Raw genomic sequence first — 15230 nt, forward strand, 5'->3', positions numbered from 1 at the left:
AGACTCGCTGACTCAATCCCTCAGCCACTTCGTCCAAAGATGCCAGATACCCCGAGTCACTGGGGTATTCCACGGAAAAATGCTCACCGTAGTAACGATGAAACTCACGTAGCGACTCGATCAGCATGTAGTTAAGGGGCATGCAGATCGCTCCGCGCCAATTGGAGTTGCCGCCAAACAACCGAGATTCCGACTCCGCAGGCTCGTAATCTGCACACAGCTGGTTGCCATTGATGTGCATGCTGAACGGCTGCGCGCCGTAAATCTTGGACACGGAGCGAATACCAAACTCGGACAGAAATTCACTTTCATCGAGCATGCGCTTGAGCAAATCCTTGGTCCGCTGACCCCGTAACAGAGCCAGCAACAAGCGGTTGCCCTTGCCCGGCTCGGTCCAGCGCGAGACCAACAAGGCCAAGTCAGGACGATGGTGCAAGAAGCCGAGCAAGCGCTCTCGCAACCCTTTGAGGACCTCGTGTTCGCGCTGCTCCAGCACGCGCACGGCGAACAGTGGAATCAGTCCGACGATAGACCTCAAGCGCACCGGTTCTCTGGAACCATCGGGACGATGCACCACGTCATAGAAGAAGCTGTCTTCATCGTCCCAAAGACCGTCAACGTCTTTGCCAACCTGGTTGATCGCGCCAGCTATGTAAAGGAAATGCTCGAAAAACTTGACCGAAATGTCTACATAGACCTCATTACGTTTTGCCAGCTCCAACGCGATGCGCATGAGGTCCAGCGCGTAGCCAGCCACCCATGCCGTGCCGTCAACCTGGTCGAGTTGGTAGCCCGGCGCCATGGCGGTGGACCGATCAAACAGCGCAATGTTGTCGAGCCCGAGAAAGCCACCCTGAAAGATGTTGTGGCCTTCGGCGTCCTTGCGGTTAACCCACCAGGAAAAATTCAGCAGCAGCTTGTGGAAAACTCGTTCGAGAAAGTCCGCATCGCCTTCACCTTTGAGTGCCTTTTCCATCTGATACACGCGCCATGTCGCCCACGCATGGACGGGCGGGTTGGCGTCGTCGAAGCGCCATTCGTATGCGGGTAGTTGACCATTGGGGTGCATGAAGCGGTCTTTGATCAACAGCAGCAGCTGATCTTTGGCAAAGTCCGGGTCAATGAGCGCAAAAGCAACCGCCTGAAAAGCCAGGTCCCAGGACGCGTACCAAGGGTATTCCCATTTGTCCGGCATCGAAACGATGTCGAAATTGCACAGGTGTTGCCACTGGCTGTTACGGATTTTTGCCCGTCCCTGCGGCAATGGTCCCTGATTGGGATCACCTTCAAGCCAAGCCTTCACGTCGAAATAATAGAGCTGCTTGGACCACAGCAATCCGGCCAACGCCTGACGCTGCACATTACGGGCGTCGGCATCCTGCATGCCGCGCTGTAGGGCGTCGTAATAGTCGTCCGCCTCTTTGAGCCGTGTCTTGAATAACTCGCGGGCATTGATCTGTTTTGCGCCCGCTGGCGCAAACCGTAGATACACCATGTCACTGGCGTATCCCGCCAACTGCATCACGAAATGTGCGGCTCCACGAGTGCCAGCATCGTGGCGGATAGCGCCCGGATTGGCGTCGACAAGGTAATCGTTGATTCCATCTTTGAATGGACCATTTGCAGGTATGTCGAAGAGCTTGGGACTGTTGGTTTCATTCTCGCAAAACAACCACTCACAGGGCTGCCGTCCCCACGCGGTTGCTTGCTTATCCGGTAATTGCGGGTGGCGCGCTTTTACCGTTTCGCCATCCAGCCGCAGAGTAGGGCGCTGGGCATCGCGCCCCGAACTCCAGGTGTTCCTTGCCCATAGGTGCGGCAGGACATGCAGTTGGGCGCAACGCTCCGATCGGTTGACCACCGTCACCCGCATGAATATGTCATCCGGGGTGTGCTTGGCGTATTCGATAGTGACGTCGAAATAATGATTGTCGTTGAACACCCCGGTATCGAGGATCTCGTACTCGGGATCTTCCAAACCGCGTCGCGCGTTCTCGGTCACCAGGTCGTCGTAAGGGAAAGCGGCGTGTGGATATTTGTAGAGCATGCGCATGTAGGCATGGCTGGGGACGCCATCAACATGAAAGTACAACTCCTTCACGTCCTCGCCATGATTGCCTTCGGCATTGTTTAGGCCGAATAGCCGGTCTTTCAGAATTGCGTCGTGCCCGTTCCATAACCCCAGCCCCAGGCACCAATGCTGCGATTGGTCAGAGAACCCCGCCAAACCGTCTTCACCCCAGCGATACGCGCGGCTGCGTGCATGGTCATGGGGAAAGTAATCCCACGCATTGCCATCAGCACTGTAGTCCTCCCTGACGGTTCCCCACTGCCGATCACTTAGGTAGGGCCCCCATTCCCGCCATTGGGCTGCATCTTGTTCGGCGAGGCGCAGGCCTTCAACCGTTTCAAGGAGAGTCTTCGGATTTGCATCGACAGTCATCTTCACTTCCAGCATGAGTTGGACGTCCAGCAGTGTAGAGCCGTCTTATTGTTAAAAGGAATTCATAGGCCGCGATCCAGAAGCAAAGCCTATCGAGTGCAGCTCAATGGTGTGCGGTTTTGTCGCACCCTTCTCAGATCGCAGTGCTGCCGGGGCTTTTTGCGAGCCGCATACTGTCGCCAAATGGCAAAGCGATGGCTACGCGGTGTCCTCCCACCGCCAACGATGCTAAATTCCGCTGATGAATTTTGTCCGAACTCACCGATCGCTCATTGCCTGGATGCTTTACGGCTTCATCCTGTTCAATGGGCTCGCATGCAGTATCGGTCACGGACAAATGCTGGGAGCATTCTCAGGTGCCGCGCCGACCATGGATTGCGGTGATAATCCTGAGGCTTCGGCCGCCATGGACATGTCTGGCAAGAGTGATCACTCGCTGATCATGAAGCTGTCGATGAGCGATTGTGCGTTTGCTGGCACACTCGCGCTGTCCTTGATTTTTTTTATCGGTTTTGGCTGGCTGATACGCACATCCCGAATCCGACTGCACACCGCTTACACGTTCTACCCACGAACGCCCCGCCTTGCTCTTCCCGGACTGATACCTCAGGCGCCTTGATTGATGGGCTGCATGTGCTCGTCTGACGAACACACCCACAATCCTGAAACCTGACTGCTTGCGCCACTGACGAGTTCGTAGCGCATGCGCATAAAACCGTGGTGGATGCCATGTCCGAACCAACTGTAAACGCAGCGCACGATGTGCTGCATGCCGATGCTTAACTCACCGGCGCGTCCACGCTCGCCTGGCCGGGCGGTGCTCAGGTAATGCGTAACAGGCCGCTCATCGGAGCATGGCTTGGGCTGTTCGCCATGCTGATGATCTTTGTCGGCCCTTTGGTCAGCCAGGGGATCAGCCTTGCCCATGGCATGAATCAGCCCATGAGCATGGCAGGCATGGCGTGCGACGAGATGCCTGGCATGAGCCAGATGTCCCATCACGCCTCGGCCGACCAACACGATGATCTGATCATTTGGGAAAAGTGCGGCTATTGCTCGCTCTTGTTCCAACATCCGCCACTGGCGCAATCAAACCTGCTTATCACTGCGCTGGGGGTTCCTCCAGCGCAGTTTCTCGCCATCCAGTTCATCCCCGAACAGGCCGCACCGCCTGTCTTCCCGGGTGCGCGAAGCCGAGCGCCACCGACTCAACCGTTGAACGTCATCGCAACTTTTTGCTGAACGCGCACCGCCAAAACCCAACATCGACGTACCGTTGAGTCCGTTGATGCGGGGTGAGCATGTGTGCGTTGGGCCCACCTGACTTTCATCGGAAGATCCCATGTACTCGATCAATAACGAGCCGCTGTTTCACCTTGATCTGATGCGCCTGCGTTGGCGCCGTGCCTTTTGCATGTTTCTGGGGCTGGCATTGCCCGTCATGACGCAGGCCGCACCGGCGCAGGAAGACAATGCCGATCCGCAACAACCCCCGCTGGGGTTATCCCCGCTGGTGATCACAGCGGTACAGCAAAGCTCGCCCCTGACCATTGTCACCAATCCCAAAGACGCCCGTCAGCCGGTTCCTGCCAGCGACGGCACCGATTACCTGAAAACCATTCCTGGCTTCTCGGCCATTCGCAGCGGCGGGTCCAACGGCGATCCGGTGCTGCGCGGGATGTTCGGTTCGCGTCTCAATTTGCGCACCAACGGTGGCCTGATGCTAGGGGCTTGTCCGTTTCGCATGGATGCGCCCAGCTCCTACATTGCCCCCGAAACCTTCGACAAACTGACCGTCATCAAAGGCCCGCAAACCGTGCAGTGGGGCCCTGGCGCTTCAGCGGGCACCGTGTTGTTCGAACGTGAGCCGGAACATTTCGGTGAGCTGGGCAGCCGCCTCAACGGCAGCGTCCTGGTGGGTTCCAATGGCCGATTCGACAAAGTGCTCGATGGCGCAGTAGGTGGCCCGCAAGGCTATATACGGGCTGTCGGCAATCAAGCGCAGGCCGACGACTATAAAGATGGCCACGGCAACACGGTTCCATCGCGTTGGGATAAATGGAACGGCGATGTCGCGTTGGGCTGGACACCGGATGCCGATACGTTGGTCGAGCTGACAGCGGGTAAAGGCAACGGCGAGGCGCGCCTTGGCGGTCGAGGGATGGACAGTTCGCAGTTGGAGCGCGAGAGCCTCGGTTTGAAGTTCGAAAAACGCAACATCGGTAGGGTGCTGGATAAATTCGAAGCGCAGGTCTACTACAACTACGCCGACCACATCATGGACAACTTCCGGCTGCGCACCCCAGACCCAAGCAGCATGATGGCCATGCCGATGGCGTCGCAAGTTGATCGGCGTACCGTAGGCGGGCGTATTGCCGCGACGTGGAAATGGCAGGACGTCGAGTTGGTCACCGGTGTTGATGCCCTGCGCAGCGAGCATCGCGATGCGTAATTCCACCTACAACATGATGACCGACCTCTACACCGATACAGATGCGTTTGCCTGGAGCAAGGATGCCGTCGAGCACAACTACGGCGCCTTCGCCGAAATGACCTGGTACGCGGCCGAGCGCAGTCGTATCGTCTCCGGCGCACGGCTGGATCGAGCCTCGGCCAAGGACTATCGGCAGTCCATCAGCAGCATGACCACAAGCACGCCCAATCCCACGGCCAACGACACCCGTGCAGACACATTACCCAGTGGTTTTGCTCGCTATGAATACGATCTGGCAGATTCGCCGACGACTTTGTACGCCGGTGTCGGCCATGTGCAGCGCTTTCCCGATTACTGGGAGTTGTTTTCCGGTGACAGCGGGCCAACCGGTTCGCGCAATGCGTTCGACGGTGTGAAACCTGAGAAAACCACCCAGTTGGACTTCGGTGCTCAATACAACGGCGCAGACCTGCAAGCCTGGGCGTCGGGTTATGTGGGGCAAGTCCGCGATTTCATTCTGTTTGACTACAGCACCGACATGATGGGCACGAGCAGCTCTCGCACCGAGAACGTCGATGCCCGAATCATGGGGGGCGAACTGGGCTTCGCTTATCGCTTGAGCCCGAACTGGAAGACCGACGCCACGCTGGCTTACGCCTGGGGCAAGAACAGCTCCGATGGTCAGGCGTTGCCGCAGATGCCGCCACTGGAAAGCAAACTCGGGCTGACTTACGAGCAAGACCTCTGGAGTGTCGGTGCGTTATGGCGGGTGGTCGCAGCGCAAAACCGAGTGGCCGAAGGGAAGGGTAACGTCGTAGGCCAGGACTTTGGCAAGAGCGCAGGTTTTGGCGTGTTCTCGTTCAATGGCAGCTACAAGCTGAGCAAGCAGTTCAAGGTCAGTGCCGGGGTCGACAATTTATTCGACAAGAACTATGCCGAGCACCTGAACCTGGCGGGCGATGCAGGTTTTGGCTTCCCGGGGGACAGGGCGCTCAACGAGCCTGGCCGAACCCTGTGGACCAAAGTCGACTTCAGCTTCTAGCAACCGCAGCCCTGGGCATTAGCACCAGGGCCGTTGCTCCACGCGTTCACTCTTTATCGAGATAGTCATGTCTTTAGTCTTTAAACGGCGTTTGCCCTTGTTACTGCTGCTGCCATTTTTTTCAAAATACGTACTGGCTCAAGAGGCTTCTACTGCTGAACAAACGGTGAACCTCGCGCCCCTGCAAGTCACGGGTGATGCACTGTCCGAGGTCGAGGACCCCTTGCACCTTGAAAGCCAGAATTCAACCGGCAGTCGGTTGGGGCTCACGGCCCGAGAAACACCGGCAACAGTCGAAACCAAAACCCAACAGGACATGCAGGTCAAAGGCCTGCGCACGACCAAGGAGGCGTTTTCGGACATCACCGGCGCCACGGTGGGCAATGTCCCAGGTAACCCGGCAGTGTTGTCGATGCGCGGTTTCAGCGGCAACACCATCAACGTGTTGCAAGATGGCGTACGAGTGGCTGCATCGACCATCGTCACCCGCGACGTGGACACCTGGAACTTCGAAAAAATCGAAGTTCTAAAAGGCCCATCCTCGGTGCTTTATGGGGAAGGGGCCTTGGGCGGGGCGGTGAACATGATCACGCGCAAGGCCAGTCTCGACGGTCAGCATCTGGACGGTATGCTCAGCTACGGGAGCTTCGGCACCCAACGCAGCGCCATCGGCGTTAATCAGCCGCTGAGCGATACCGTCGCGGTGCGTGCGGATGTCAGCTACACCCAGTCCGACAGCCTCTACGACGTCGATGACCAGAACACCACCGCACTCGGTATCACCACCAGCTTGCTCTATAAACCCAACGACGATCTGTCGATGTTGTTCGCCTTTGACCACTTCGACGATCAGTACGACTCCAGCTACCAAGGGTCACCCCTGGTGGCCGCGTCCGCTGCGAAGAACCCCAGTTCCATCGTCAACAACCCCTATGGGCTGGTGATCGACAAGTCTGCACGCGACACCAACTACAACCCTGACGGCGCTCATTCCGGCGCACGCAGCAACATGGTGCGCTGGACCACTGACTACCAGTTGAATCCCGATTGGAGCCTCAACAATGTCATGAGCTATTACACGGCTCGGCGCGAGTTTTTTCTGTCCGGCGAACAGACCTACAGTGCGACTACTGCAAAGCTCAACCGAACCGTACAGCGCATCACCCACGATCAGCAGTTTTGGAGCGAGCGTCTGAGCGCCAATAACGATTCGCTGATCGGCGGGTTTCGTAACCGTTTCACCCTGGGTGGTGAATACAGCTACACCGACCTCAACAACCCCCGGCAAAACGGCACGACCACGGCGGTCGATCCAATCAATCCGGTGGTGGGCACGTTCCCTTCAAGCGCCAACAGCAACTGGCCGGGCGCGGGCAAGAACATTGTTTATCAGTCGAACATGGACAACGTGGCGGTGTTTGCCGAGGACGCGTTCAATCTGACACCTGACTGGTTGTGGGTGGCAGGCGCTCGCTATGAAGACATCAATCTGCGACGCACTGTGACCGACATTAATCTGGGCACCGAGCAGGCGTTTCATCCCACCTATGATCCATTTTCCTGGCGCGTGGGTACGATCTATAACCTGACGCCCGAAGTGCAGTTGTATGCGCAATACTCGACCGCCGTGACGCCGGTTTCGTCGTTGCTGCTGATCTCGTCCGCCAACGGCGACTTCGATTTGTCCAAAGGCAAATCCGTTGAAGTCGGTTTCAAGGCTACGGCATTCGACGGGGCGACGACGGTGCTGGGCTCGCTGTATTGGATCGAGTTGAACGACATCCTGACTCGCGATCCGAACGACTCGACCCTCACCGTGCAAGGCGGCCAGCAGACGTCGCGTGGCATAGAGCTCAGCACCTCAACGAAATTGACCTCGCAACTGCAAGTGGACGTGGGCGCCTCGTTGGTGGATGCACGGTATGACGACCTGGTAGAGGCGGGCGGGGCTGACCGCTCCGGCAACCATCCGATCAACGTGCCGCACACCACGGTCAACGCCAGCGCACTCTATAAACTCAACAGTCTGCCCGTCACATTGGGCGCTTTCGCCAAACACGCCAGCGGTTTCTATACCGACACGGCCAATACCTACTTTGTGCGAGGTCATACCACGCTCGATGCCTCGATTGCCTACGAGATGAAGAACGCAACGCTGACGCTGCGCGGGCGCAACCTGACGAACGAATTTTATGGAGAGTATTCCGGATACTCTTCCACGCAGGTGTATATCGGCACACCCCGAAGCGCCGAACTGGGTGTGACGTTCAAGTTTTAATCGGCTGATCAAGAGCAGCGGGGCGGTATTTCCTGCCCCGCTGCCACGCGGCCGGCCTACCTGTATTTTTCTTCTCGCGCGGGAACCACCATGCATCGAACAGCCGCTCGATTGATATCGAGAAAACCTACTCGTTTCTCAGAATAGATCCGTCCAAGCAGAAAGACTTAACCTCGTCCTCGGCACCATCATCTTCCTTACGCTTTCGTTCACGTGATTTGATCTTTGTCTGGGCCGCCAGGGAGCTGTGTTAGAGACCGTAAGACTCGTTGTCTGGTCAGAATTAACTCGGTCTGGGCAATTTAAAAGACGTTCAGAATGTTTGCGGAGCGCTCTACTGCACCAAACCGCCGTAAACACTGTACAACCACCCGCTCGAACAATACGATGAGAAGCATTATCATTCATGCCTTGTGAGCCCCTCATGCAGGACGCCACTCCCACATCGCCCATCGAACAGTTGTACGAGAATCATCATGGCTGGCTACAGGGCTGGCTACACCGGCGATTGGGGCACAGGGCCGATGCCGAGGATCTGGCCCACGACACGTTCATCCGTGTCCTGCGCTCCCCTCAGCAGGTGCGCGAGTTGCGCCAGCCCATGGCGTTTCTCGCGGCGATTGCCAATGGACTGCTGATCAATCGCTGGCGCCGTCAGGAGATCGAGCGGGCTTATCTTGAAGCGTTGGCTGCTCGGCCCGAAGGGGTGGCGTCGTCGCTCGAGGATCGGTATTTGGTGATCGAAACCTTGTTACAACTCGACTCGCTGCTGATTGGCCTTTCGGTGCGCGTACGGCAGATTTTCTTTATGTCTCAGCTCGACGGCCTGACTTACCCGCAGATCGCCGCACAGTTGGGGCTGACTGTGGCTCAAGTGCAAAGAGCCATGGGCAAAGCGTTCAGCGTTTGCTATGCGAGCCGTTTCGAATGAGGGCCGCCGTTAATCCGCAGGTGCGCGATATCGCCATTGATTGGCTTGTCAGAATGCAGTCCGGCCTTATGAGCGCGCCTGACCTGGAGGCATTGCAGCGCTGGCGCGAGGCGAGCGATGAGCATGAACATGCTTGGCAACGTGTTGCCAGCTTGCCGCTGTTGCAGCAGCCTGGAGCCAATCTTTTGCGCGATGCCACCGCGCGCAGGGCGCTGGAGTCGGCCGGGCCGGACATGCAGCGACGTCGGCAGGTACTCAAGCGCCTGTTGGTCCTTGGTGCGGTTGGCGGTGTCGCCTGGCAAGGCGCGGGTTCCATACCTCTGCGCGCTGCACTGGCGAACCACCGCACAGCAACCGGTGAGCGCCGCCAGTGGACACTGGTGGATGGCAGCTCGCTATGGCTGAACACGGCGAGCGCCGTGAACCTGGATTTTACTGATCGGGTACGTCGCATCCAAATGATCGAGGGCGAGCTGGCCCTGAATGTGCGGGCAGAATCGCGCCCGCTGCAACTGATCACCCCGGACGCGATCCTGCTGAGTCGCGAGGCAAATGTGCAAGTGCGCCATGATCGGCAGGGCACGCAGGTGACCGTGCTGGGAGGCAAGGTGCAGGTGAGCTCACGAGGCCAACAAGCGTCATCCTCATTTGAGGCTGGATGGCAAGTGCGAGTGGATCGCTTCGGTATCGGCATGCCGAACCGCGCCGATCTGCTGGTCACCCAGGCTTGGTTGCGCGGAATTCTGCCGGCGAATCGTCTGCGCCTGGATGCCTTGGTGGCCGAACTCTCGCGTTACCGCCCCGGTATTTTGCGTTGCCATGAACAGGTGTCGGGGTTACGCCTGACGGGCAGTTTTTCGCTGGATGACACCGATGCAGCGTTGACGCTGGTGGCTCGCACACTGCCGGTGCGTATCGAGCGCATGACCCGGTATTGGGTCTCGGTCGTGCCCGCCTGAATTATTTTTTCCGCTGCGCGATAGTTTTTTCAAACTCGCTTGGCCTATAGGGATCACCCACCCGCCAGAGGTGGGTTTTAACCCCTTAGGAGCCCCGTATGACTTCACCTTCCCGCGCCCTGCGTGCCCGTACGCTTGGACTGTTGTTGCTCAGCGCGCAACCGCTTTGCAGCCTTCCCGTTTTTGCCGCTGATAGTTGGCAGCATTACAGCATCGACGCTGGCCCCCTGGATTCTGCGCTGTCACGTTTTGGCGCACAGGCCGGGATCAGCATGGCGGGCAGTTCAACGCTGACGGCTGGCAAGAATACCCAGGGACTGCAAGGCGATTTCAGTACTGAAGCCGGTCTGACAAGGCTCTTGCAAGGCTCAGGCCTAGGCTTTGTACGCCAGGACGACGGTAGCCTACTGCTGGTGCCGAGCAACAGCGACGTGGTGGAGTTGACGCCGACCGCAATCAGTGGCACCGCGTACGATACCTCGCTGGGTCGTAACGATGGCTTGGTCGCCAGCCGAACCATGAGTGCTAACAAGACCGATACGTCGATCATGGAAACGCCCCAATCAATCAGCGTAGTCACCCGCAAGCAAATCGACGCTCAGCAGCCACAAAGCATCGGGCAGGTGTTGCGCTATACGGCGGGGGTCAATGGTGAAGCCAACGGCGTCGATACCCGGCGCGATACTATTAATATTCGTGGCTTTGACGCCACCACTGGCGGTGGCATTTATCGCGATGGCCTGCGCCAGTACAGTTTTGCCAATCAGAGCCGCGCCGTTGGCGAAGTGTATGGACTGGAGCGAGTGGAAGTGCTGCGCGGACCGTCGTCGGTGCTCTATGGTCAAAGCTCGCCGGGTGGCATGGTCAACGTGATCAGCAAGCGTCCCACCGATGAGCCGCTTCATGAACTGGTAGTGCAAGCAGGCAGTTTTGATCGCAAGCAATTGGCCGCGGACTTCGGTGGACCGCTCACCGATGATGGCGTCTTGACTTATCGTCTTACCGGGCTGTGGCGAGAGAGCGATACGCAAACCGACTACGCACGTGATGACCGTCAATTCATCGCCCCGGCGATCAGTTGGCGCCCCTCGGAAGACACCTCGCTGACGGTTCTAGCGTCGTTTCAAAAAGACCGTAATGTGCTGGGCTACTATGCTTTGCCACGAGTGGGTACCCTCGACAGCTCGCGTTACGGACGGATCGCCACGGATCGTTTTGTCGGCGACCCTGACTTCGACAAGTACGACGTAGAACAATGGGCGCTGGGCTATCAGTTCGAGCATCACCTCAACGATATCTGGACATTCCGCCAGAACGCCCGTTACAGCCGTTCCTATCAAGAGCAGCGCACGATTTACCAATACGGCCTGGATGACGATCAACGTACAGTGGGCCGCTTCGGTTATCTGGGCCACGAAAAGGTCAAGAATGCGCTGCTCGATAACCACTTCCAAGCTCAGTGGAACGTCGGCCGCTTCGAACACACGACGTTGTTCGGTATCGATCTGCAACACGCCAGTACCAACCAGTTGGGGGGTGGCAACGTGGTCGATCCACTGGATATCTATGCTCCGGTCTATCACCAGGACTACAGCGACCTGGACGCCTTTTACGACATCGATCAGCGTCGTCAGCTTGACCAAGCGGGAGTGTATCTTTCGGAACAGCTCAAATTTGATGAGCACTGGGTATTCAACCTGGGCGGTCGCCAAGACTGGGCCCGTTCGAAAACGATCCATTACAACACCGACACCGCTGCAGACCTCAAGCAGCGTGATCACGCCTTCACTTGGCGAACCGGTGTGATGTACCTGGCAGACAACGGCTTAGCCCCCTATGCGAGCTATTCCGAGTCATTTTTCCCTAACATCACGGCGGTAGCCCGGGATGGCAGTGCCTTCGAACCCGAAACCGGCCGCCAGTACGAAGTCGGGATCAAGTTCCAGCCCAAGGGGAGTGAGAACTACGTGACCGTCTCACTATTCGACCTGACTCGGCAAAACGTACTGACTTCCGATCCCGCCAACAATCGCTTCTCGGTCGCGACTGGAGAGATCCAGTCGCGCGGTATCGAACTGGAAAGCAAGGCGCAGTTGTCCGATGCCCTGGAGTTGATTGCCAACTACAGCTATGCACACCTTGAAATCACCCGCAGCAACACGGCCGATGAAAAAGGCAATCACCCTGGCAATACCCCTGAACAACTGGCCTCGCTCTGGTCGCAATACACCATTCAGAGCGGTGCGCTGTCAGGCTTAGCAATAGGAGGAGGGGTCCGCTATGTAGGCGCGAGCTACATCGACTCGCAAAATAGCGAAGCCATTCCCCACTACACCCTGTTTGACGCCAGCCTGAGCTACGATCTTGGCAAGCTGTCTTCATCCTATGCAGGGGCGAAGCTGGCGCTCAATGCGTCCAACCTCACCGACGAAACCTATGTCTCTCAGTGTGGTTACACGGGCGACAGCTGCAAATATGGGTATCGCAGGAATGTAACCGGCTCGGTGAGTTACAACTGGTAGGGCCCAACGCTTAAATCCAAGGCGCCAATGGTCCCTTTGGAGGCTGTTCAGCAATCAACACTGTGCCCTAGGGCCACCTGGCTTTTTTATCGCGCACAAAAAAGCCAACGTAAAAACGTTGGCATTTTTGTTCACTTCAATATTTCACATGTTCAACAATTTGTGAAAATGCTCATCTCTTCTGTGAACCTACACGAACATTAAAAGTCCAGGTTCGACACCGCCAAGGCGTTGCTCTCGATGAACTCACGGCGCGGTTCTACGGCGTCGCCCATCAGCGTGTTGAAGATTTGGTCTGCACCAATTGCATCTTCGATCGTCACTTTAAGCATGCGGCGTACGGCCGGGTCCATTGTGGTTTCCCACAGTTGATCCGGGTTCATTTCACCCAGACCTTTATAGCGCTGGATGGTGTGGCGCTTGGTACTTTCAGCCATCAACCAAGCGAGAGCTTCCTTGAACTCAGTGACCGGCTTTTTACGCTCGCCACGTTGAACATAGGCACCTTCTTCCAGCAGCGTACTGATCTGTAGACCAAGGGCGGTGACGGTCTTGTAATCATTGCTGCCGAAAAAGTCGCGGTTGAAAGTGACGTAATTGGAAAGGCCGTGGGAGATGAGTTCAACCTCCGGTAGCCAGACTCCACGCTCACGGTCTTCACGCAGGCTGGCCTTGTAAACTAGCCCCGACTTCTCACCGACACGCAAACGCGCGTCGAACTTCGACAGCCAGAGTTGCATGCCCGCGTGGTCCGACAATTCCTCCAAAGTAACCGGCGGCAGATACACGAAGTGTTCGGTCAGCTCCTGCGGGTACAGCCGTGAGAGACGCTTGAGGGTCTTCATTACCATACGGAAATCGTTGACCAGCTTCTCCAGCGCTTCGCCAGAAATCCCCGGTGCCGATTCGTTCAGATGCAGACTCGCATCTTCAAGGGCCGACTGCGTCATGTACTCTTCCATGGCGTCGTCGTCTTTGATGTATTGCTCTTGTTTGCCTTTCTTCACCTTGTAGAGCGGCGGCTGAGCGATGTAGATATAACCGCGCTCGACCAACTCCGGCAATTGACGGAAGAAGAAGGTCAGCAGCAAGGTACGAATGTGCGAACCGTCGACGTCAGCATCGGTCATGATGATGATGTTGTGATAGCGCAGCTTGTCGATGTTGTACTCGTCGCGGCCAATCCCGCAGCCCAGAGCCGTGATCAAGGTGCCGACTTCTTGCGAAGAAATCATCTTGTCGAAGCGGGCTTTTTCAACGTTCAGGATCTTGCCTTTAAGTGGCAGGATGGCCTGAGTTTTACGATTACGCCCCTGCTTGGCGGAGCCGCCAGCAGAGTCACCTTCCACGAGATACAGTTCAGAAAGCGCAGGGTCTTTCTCTTGGCAGTCGGCAAGCTTGCCCGGCAGACCGGCGATATCCAAAGCGCCTTTACGACGAGTCATCTCACGCGCTTTACGCGCTGCTTCGCGAGCACGGGCGGCGTCGATCATCTTGCCAACAACTGCCTTGGCTTCGTTCGGATTCTCCAACAAGAAGTCCGAGAAGTACTTGCCCATTTCCTGTTCGACCGCAGTCTTCACTTCGGAAGATACCAGCTTGTCTTTGGTCTGCGAACTGAACTTAGGATCAGGGACTTTCACCGAAATAATAGCGGTCAGACCTTCACGCGCATCATCACCGGTAGTGGCGACTTTGTGCTTTTTGGCCAAGCCTTCTTGCTCGATGTAGTTGTTCAGGTTACGCGTCAATGCGGAGCGGAAACCCACAAGGTGAGTACCACCGTCGCGCTGAGGAATGTTATTGGTGAAACACAACAGGTTCTCGTTGAAGCTGTCGTTCCACTGCAAGGCAATCTCGACGGCTATGCCATCGTCACGCTGGACGTTGAAGTGGAACACCTGGTTGACCGGAGTCTTGTTGGTGTTGAGATATTCAACGAACGCACGCAAACCACCTTCGTACTTGAACAACTCCTCTTTGCCGCTGCGCTCGTCACGAAGAACGATGCCTACACCGGAGTTGAGGAAAGACAGTTCACGGATACGCTTCGCCAAAATATCCCAGCTGAAGTGAATATTCTTGAACGTCTCAGGCGAGGGTTTGAAATGGATTTCCGTACCTGTCGAATCGCTCTCACCAACAATACGCATCGGCTCTTGAGGAACGCCATGTATATACGTTTGTTCCCAAATCTTGCCGCTACGACGCACAGTCAGCAGCAGCAATTCGGAAAGCGCGTTAACCACAGACACGCCCACACCATGCAGGCCGCCAGAGACTTTGTAAGAGTTGTCGTCAAACTTACCGCCGGCGTGCAGCACGGTCATGATGACCTCGGCTGCTGAAACGCCTTCTTCTTTATGCACATCGACCGGAATACCGCGACCGTTGTCGCGCACGGTAATGGATTCGTCAGGGTGGATAACGATGCTGATGTCGTCGCAATGGCCAGCCAATGCTTCGTCAATCGAGTTATCGACCACCTCAAATACCATGTGGTGAAGACCGCTGCCATCGTCGGTATCGCCGATGTACATACCGGGACGCTTGCGTACGGCGTCTAGACCTTTCAGTACCTTGATACTGGAGGAGTCGTACGTTTGATTTTCGCTCATGCA

The 15230-nt window shown here is 56.8% G+C and carries 9 protein-coding genes and 1 pseudogene; 7 read left to right on the plus strand and 3 right to left on the minus strand.

Translation table 11 applies throughout. From position 1 onward, the window contains the following. Window positions 1-2443, minus strand: a 2443-nt coding sequence (locus tag VGC62_RS13920) for an MGH1-like glycoside hydrolase domain-containing protein (protein WP_331187668.1), incomplete at its 3' end; no start/stop codon positions are given. A gap of 370 nt (window positions 2444-2813) precedes the next feature. On the opposite strand from VGC62_RS13920, the gene VGC62_RS13925 reads away from it, so the two are divergent. After that, the gene (locus VGC62_RS13925) at window positions 2814-3062 is read left to right on the plus strand and encodes a hypothetical protein (protein WP_331187669.1); all 249 of its coding nucleotides are present in this window, start codon (window positions 2814-2816) and stop codon (window positions 3060-3062) included. Here VGC62_RS13925 and VGC62_RS13930 read toward each other — a convergent pair. Further along, the gene (locus tag VGC62_RS13930) at window positions 3050-3370 is read right to left on the minus strand and encodes a hypothetical protein (RefSeq protein ID WP_331187696.1); all 321 of its coding nucleotides are present in this window, start codon (window positions 3368-3370) and stop codon (window positions 3050-3052) included. The two genes, VGC62_RS13925 and VGC62_RS13930, sit on opposite strands and share 13 nt — an antisense overlap. Here VGC62_RS13930 and VGC62_RS13935 point away from each other — a divergent pair. The 6 genes and pseudogenes from VGC62_RS13935 (at window position 3323) to VGC62_RS13960 (ending at window position 12609) form a co-directional block, all read left to right on the plus strand. After that, window positions 3323-3685 carry a DUF2946 domain-containing protein gene (locus tag VGC62_RS13935; protein ID WP_331187694.1) on the plus strand — a complete coding sequence of 121 codons (363 nt, stop codon included), beginning with the start codon at window positions 3323-3325 and terminating at the stop codon, window positions 3683-3685. The genes VGC62_RS13930 and VGC62_RS13935 overlap by 48 nt on opposite strands. Window positions 3686-3785: 100 nt before the next feature. Beyond that, window positions 3786-5919: pseudogene (locus VGC62_RS13940) on the plus strand (TonB-dependent copper receptor). A gap of 67 nt (window positions 5920-5986) precedes the next feature. Continuing rightward, window positions 5987-8197 carry a TonB-dependent receptor gene (locus tag VGC62_RS13945; RefSeq protein ID WP_331187670.1) on the plus strand — a complete coding sequence of 737 codons (2211 nt, stop codon included), beginning with the start codon at window positions 5987-5989 and terminating at the stop codon, window positions 8195-8197. A gap of 424 nt (window positions 8198-8621) precedes the next feature. Continuing rightward, window positions 8622-9128 (plus strand): sigma-70 family RNA polymerase sigma factor, encoded by a 507-nt coding sequence (locus VGC62_RS13950; RefSeq protein ID WP_331187671.1) that lies wholly within the window; start codon window positions 8622-8624, stop codon window positions 9126-9128. Then, window positions 9125-10087 (plus strand): FecR domain-containing protein, encoded by a 963-nt coding sequence (locus VGC62_RS13955; protein WP_331187672.1) that lies wholly within the window; start codon window positions 9125-9127, stop codon window positions 10085-10087. The genes VGC62_RS13950 and VGC62_RS13955 overlap by 4 nt, the downstream gene beginning before the upstream one ends. Window positions 10088-10185: 98 nt before the next feature. Then, a complete protein-coding gene (locus VGC62_RS13960; RefSeq protein ID WP_331187673.1) occupies window positions 10186-12609 on the plus strand; it encodes a TonB-dependent siderophore receptor in 2424 nt (807 codons plus the stop codon). Window positions 12610-12809: 200 nt separating this feature from the next. Here the strand turns inward: VGC62_RS13960 and gyrB are convergent, their stop codons facing one another. Then, on the minus strand, window positions 12810-15227 hold the full coding sequence (gene gyrB, locus VGC62_RS13965) for a DNA topoisomerase (ATP-hydrolyzing) subunit B (RefSeq protein ID WP_331187674.1): 2418 nt from the start codon (window positions 15225-15227) through the stop codon (window positions 12810-12812). Window positions 15228-15230 lie beyond the last annotated feature (3 nt).

This window comes from Pseudomonas sp., from assembly GCF_036404235.1.
GTDB lineage: Bacteria > Pseudomonadota > Gammaproteobacteria > Pseudomonadales > Pseudomonadaceae > Aquipseudomonas.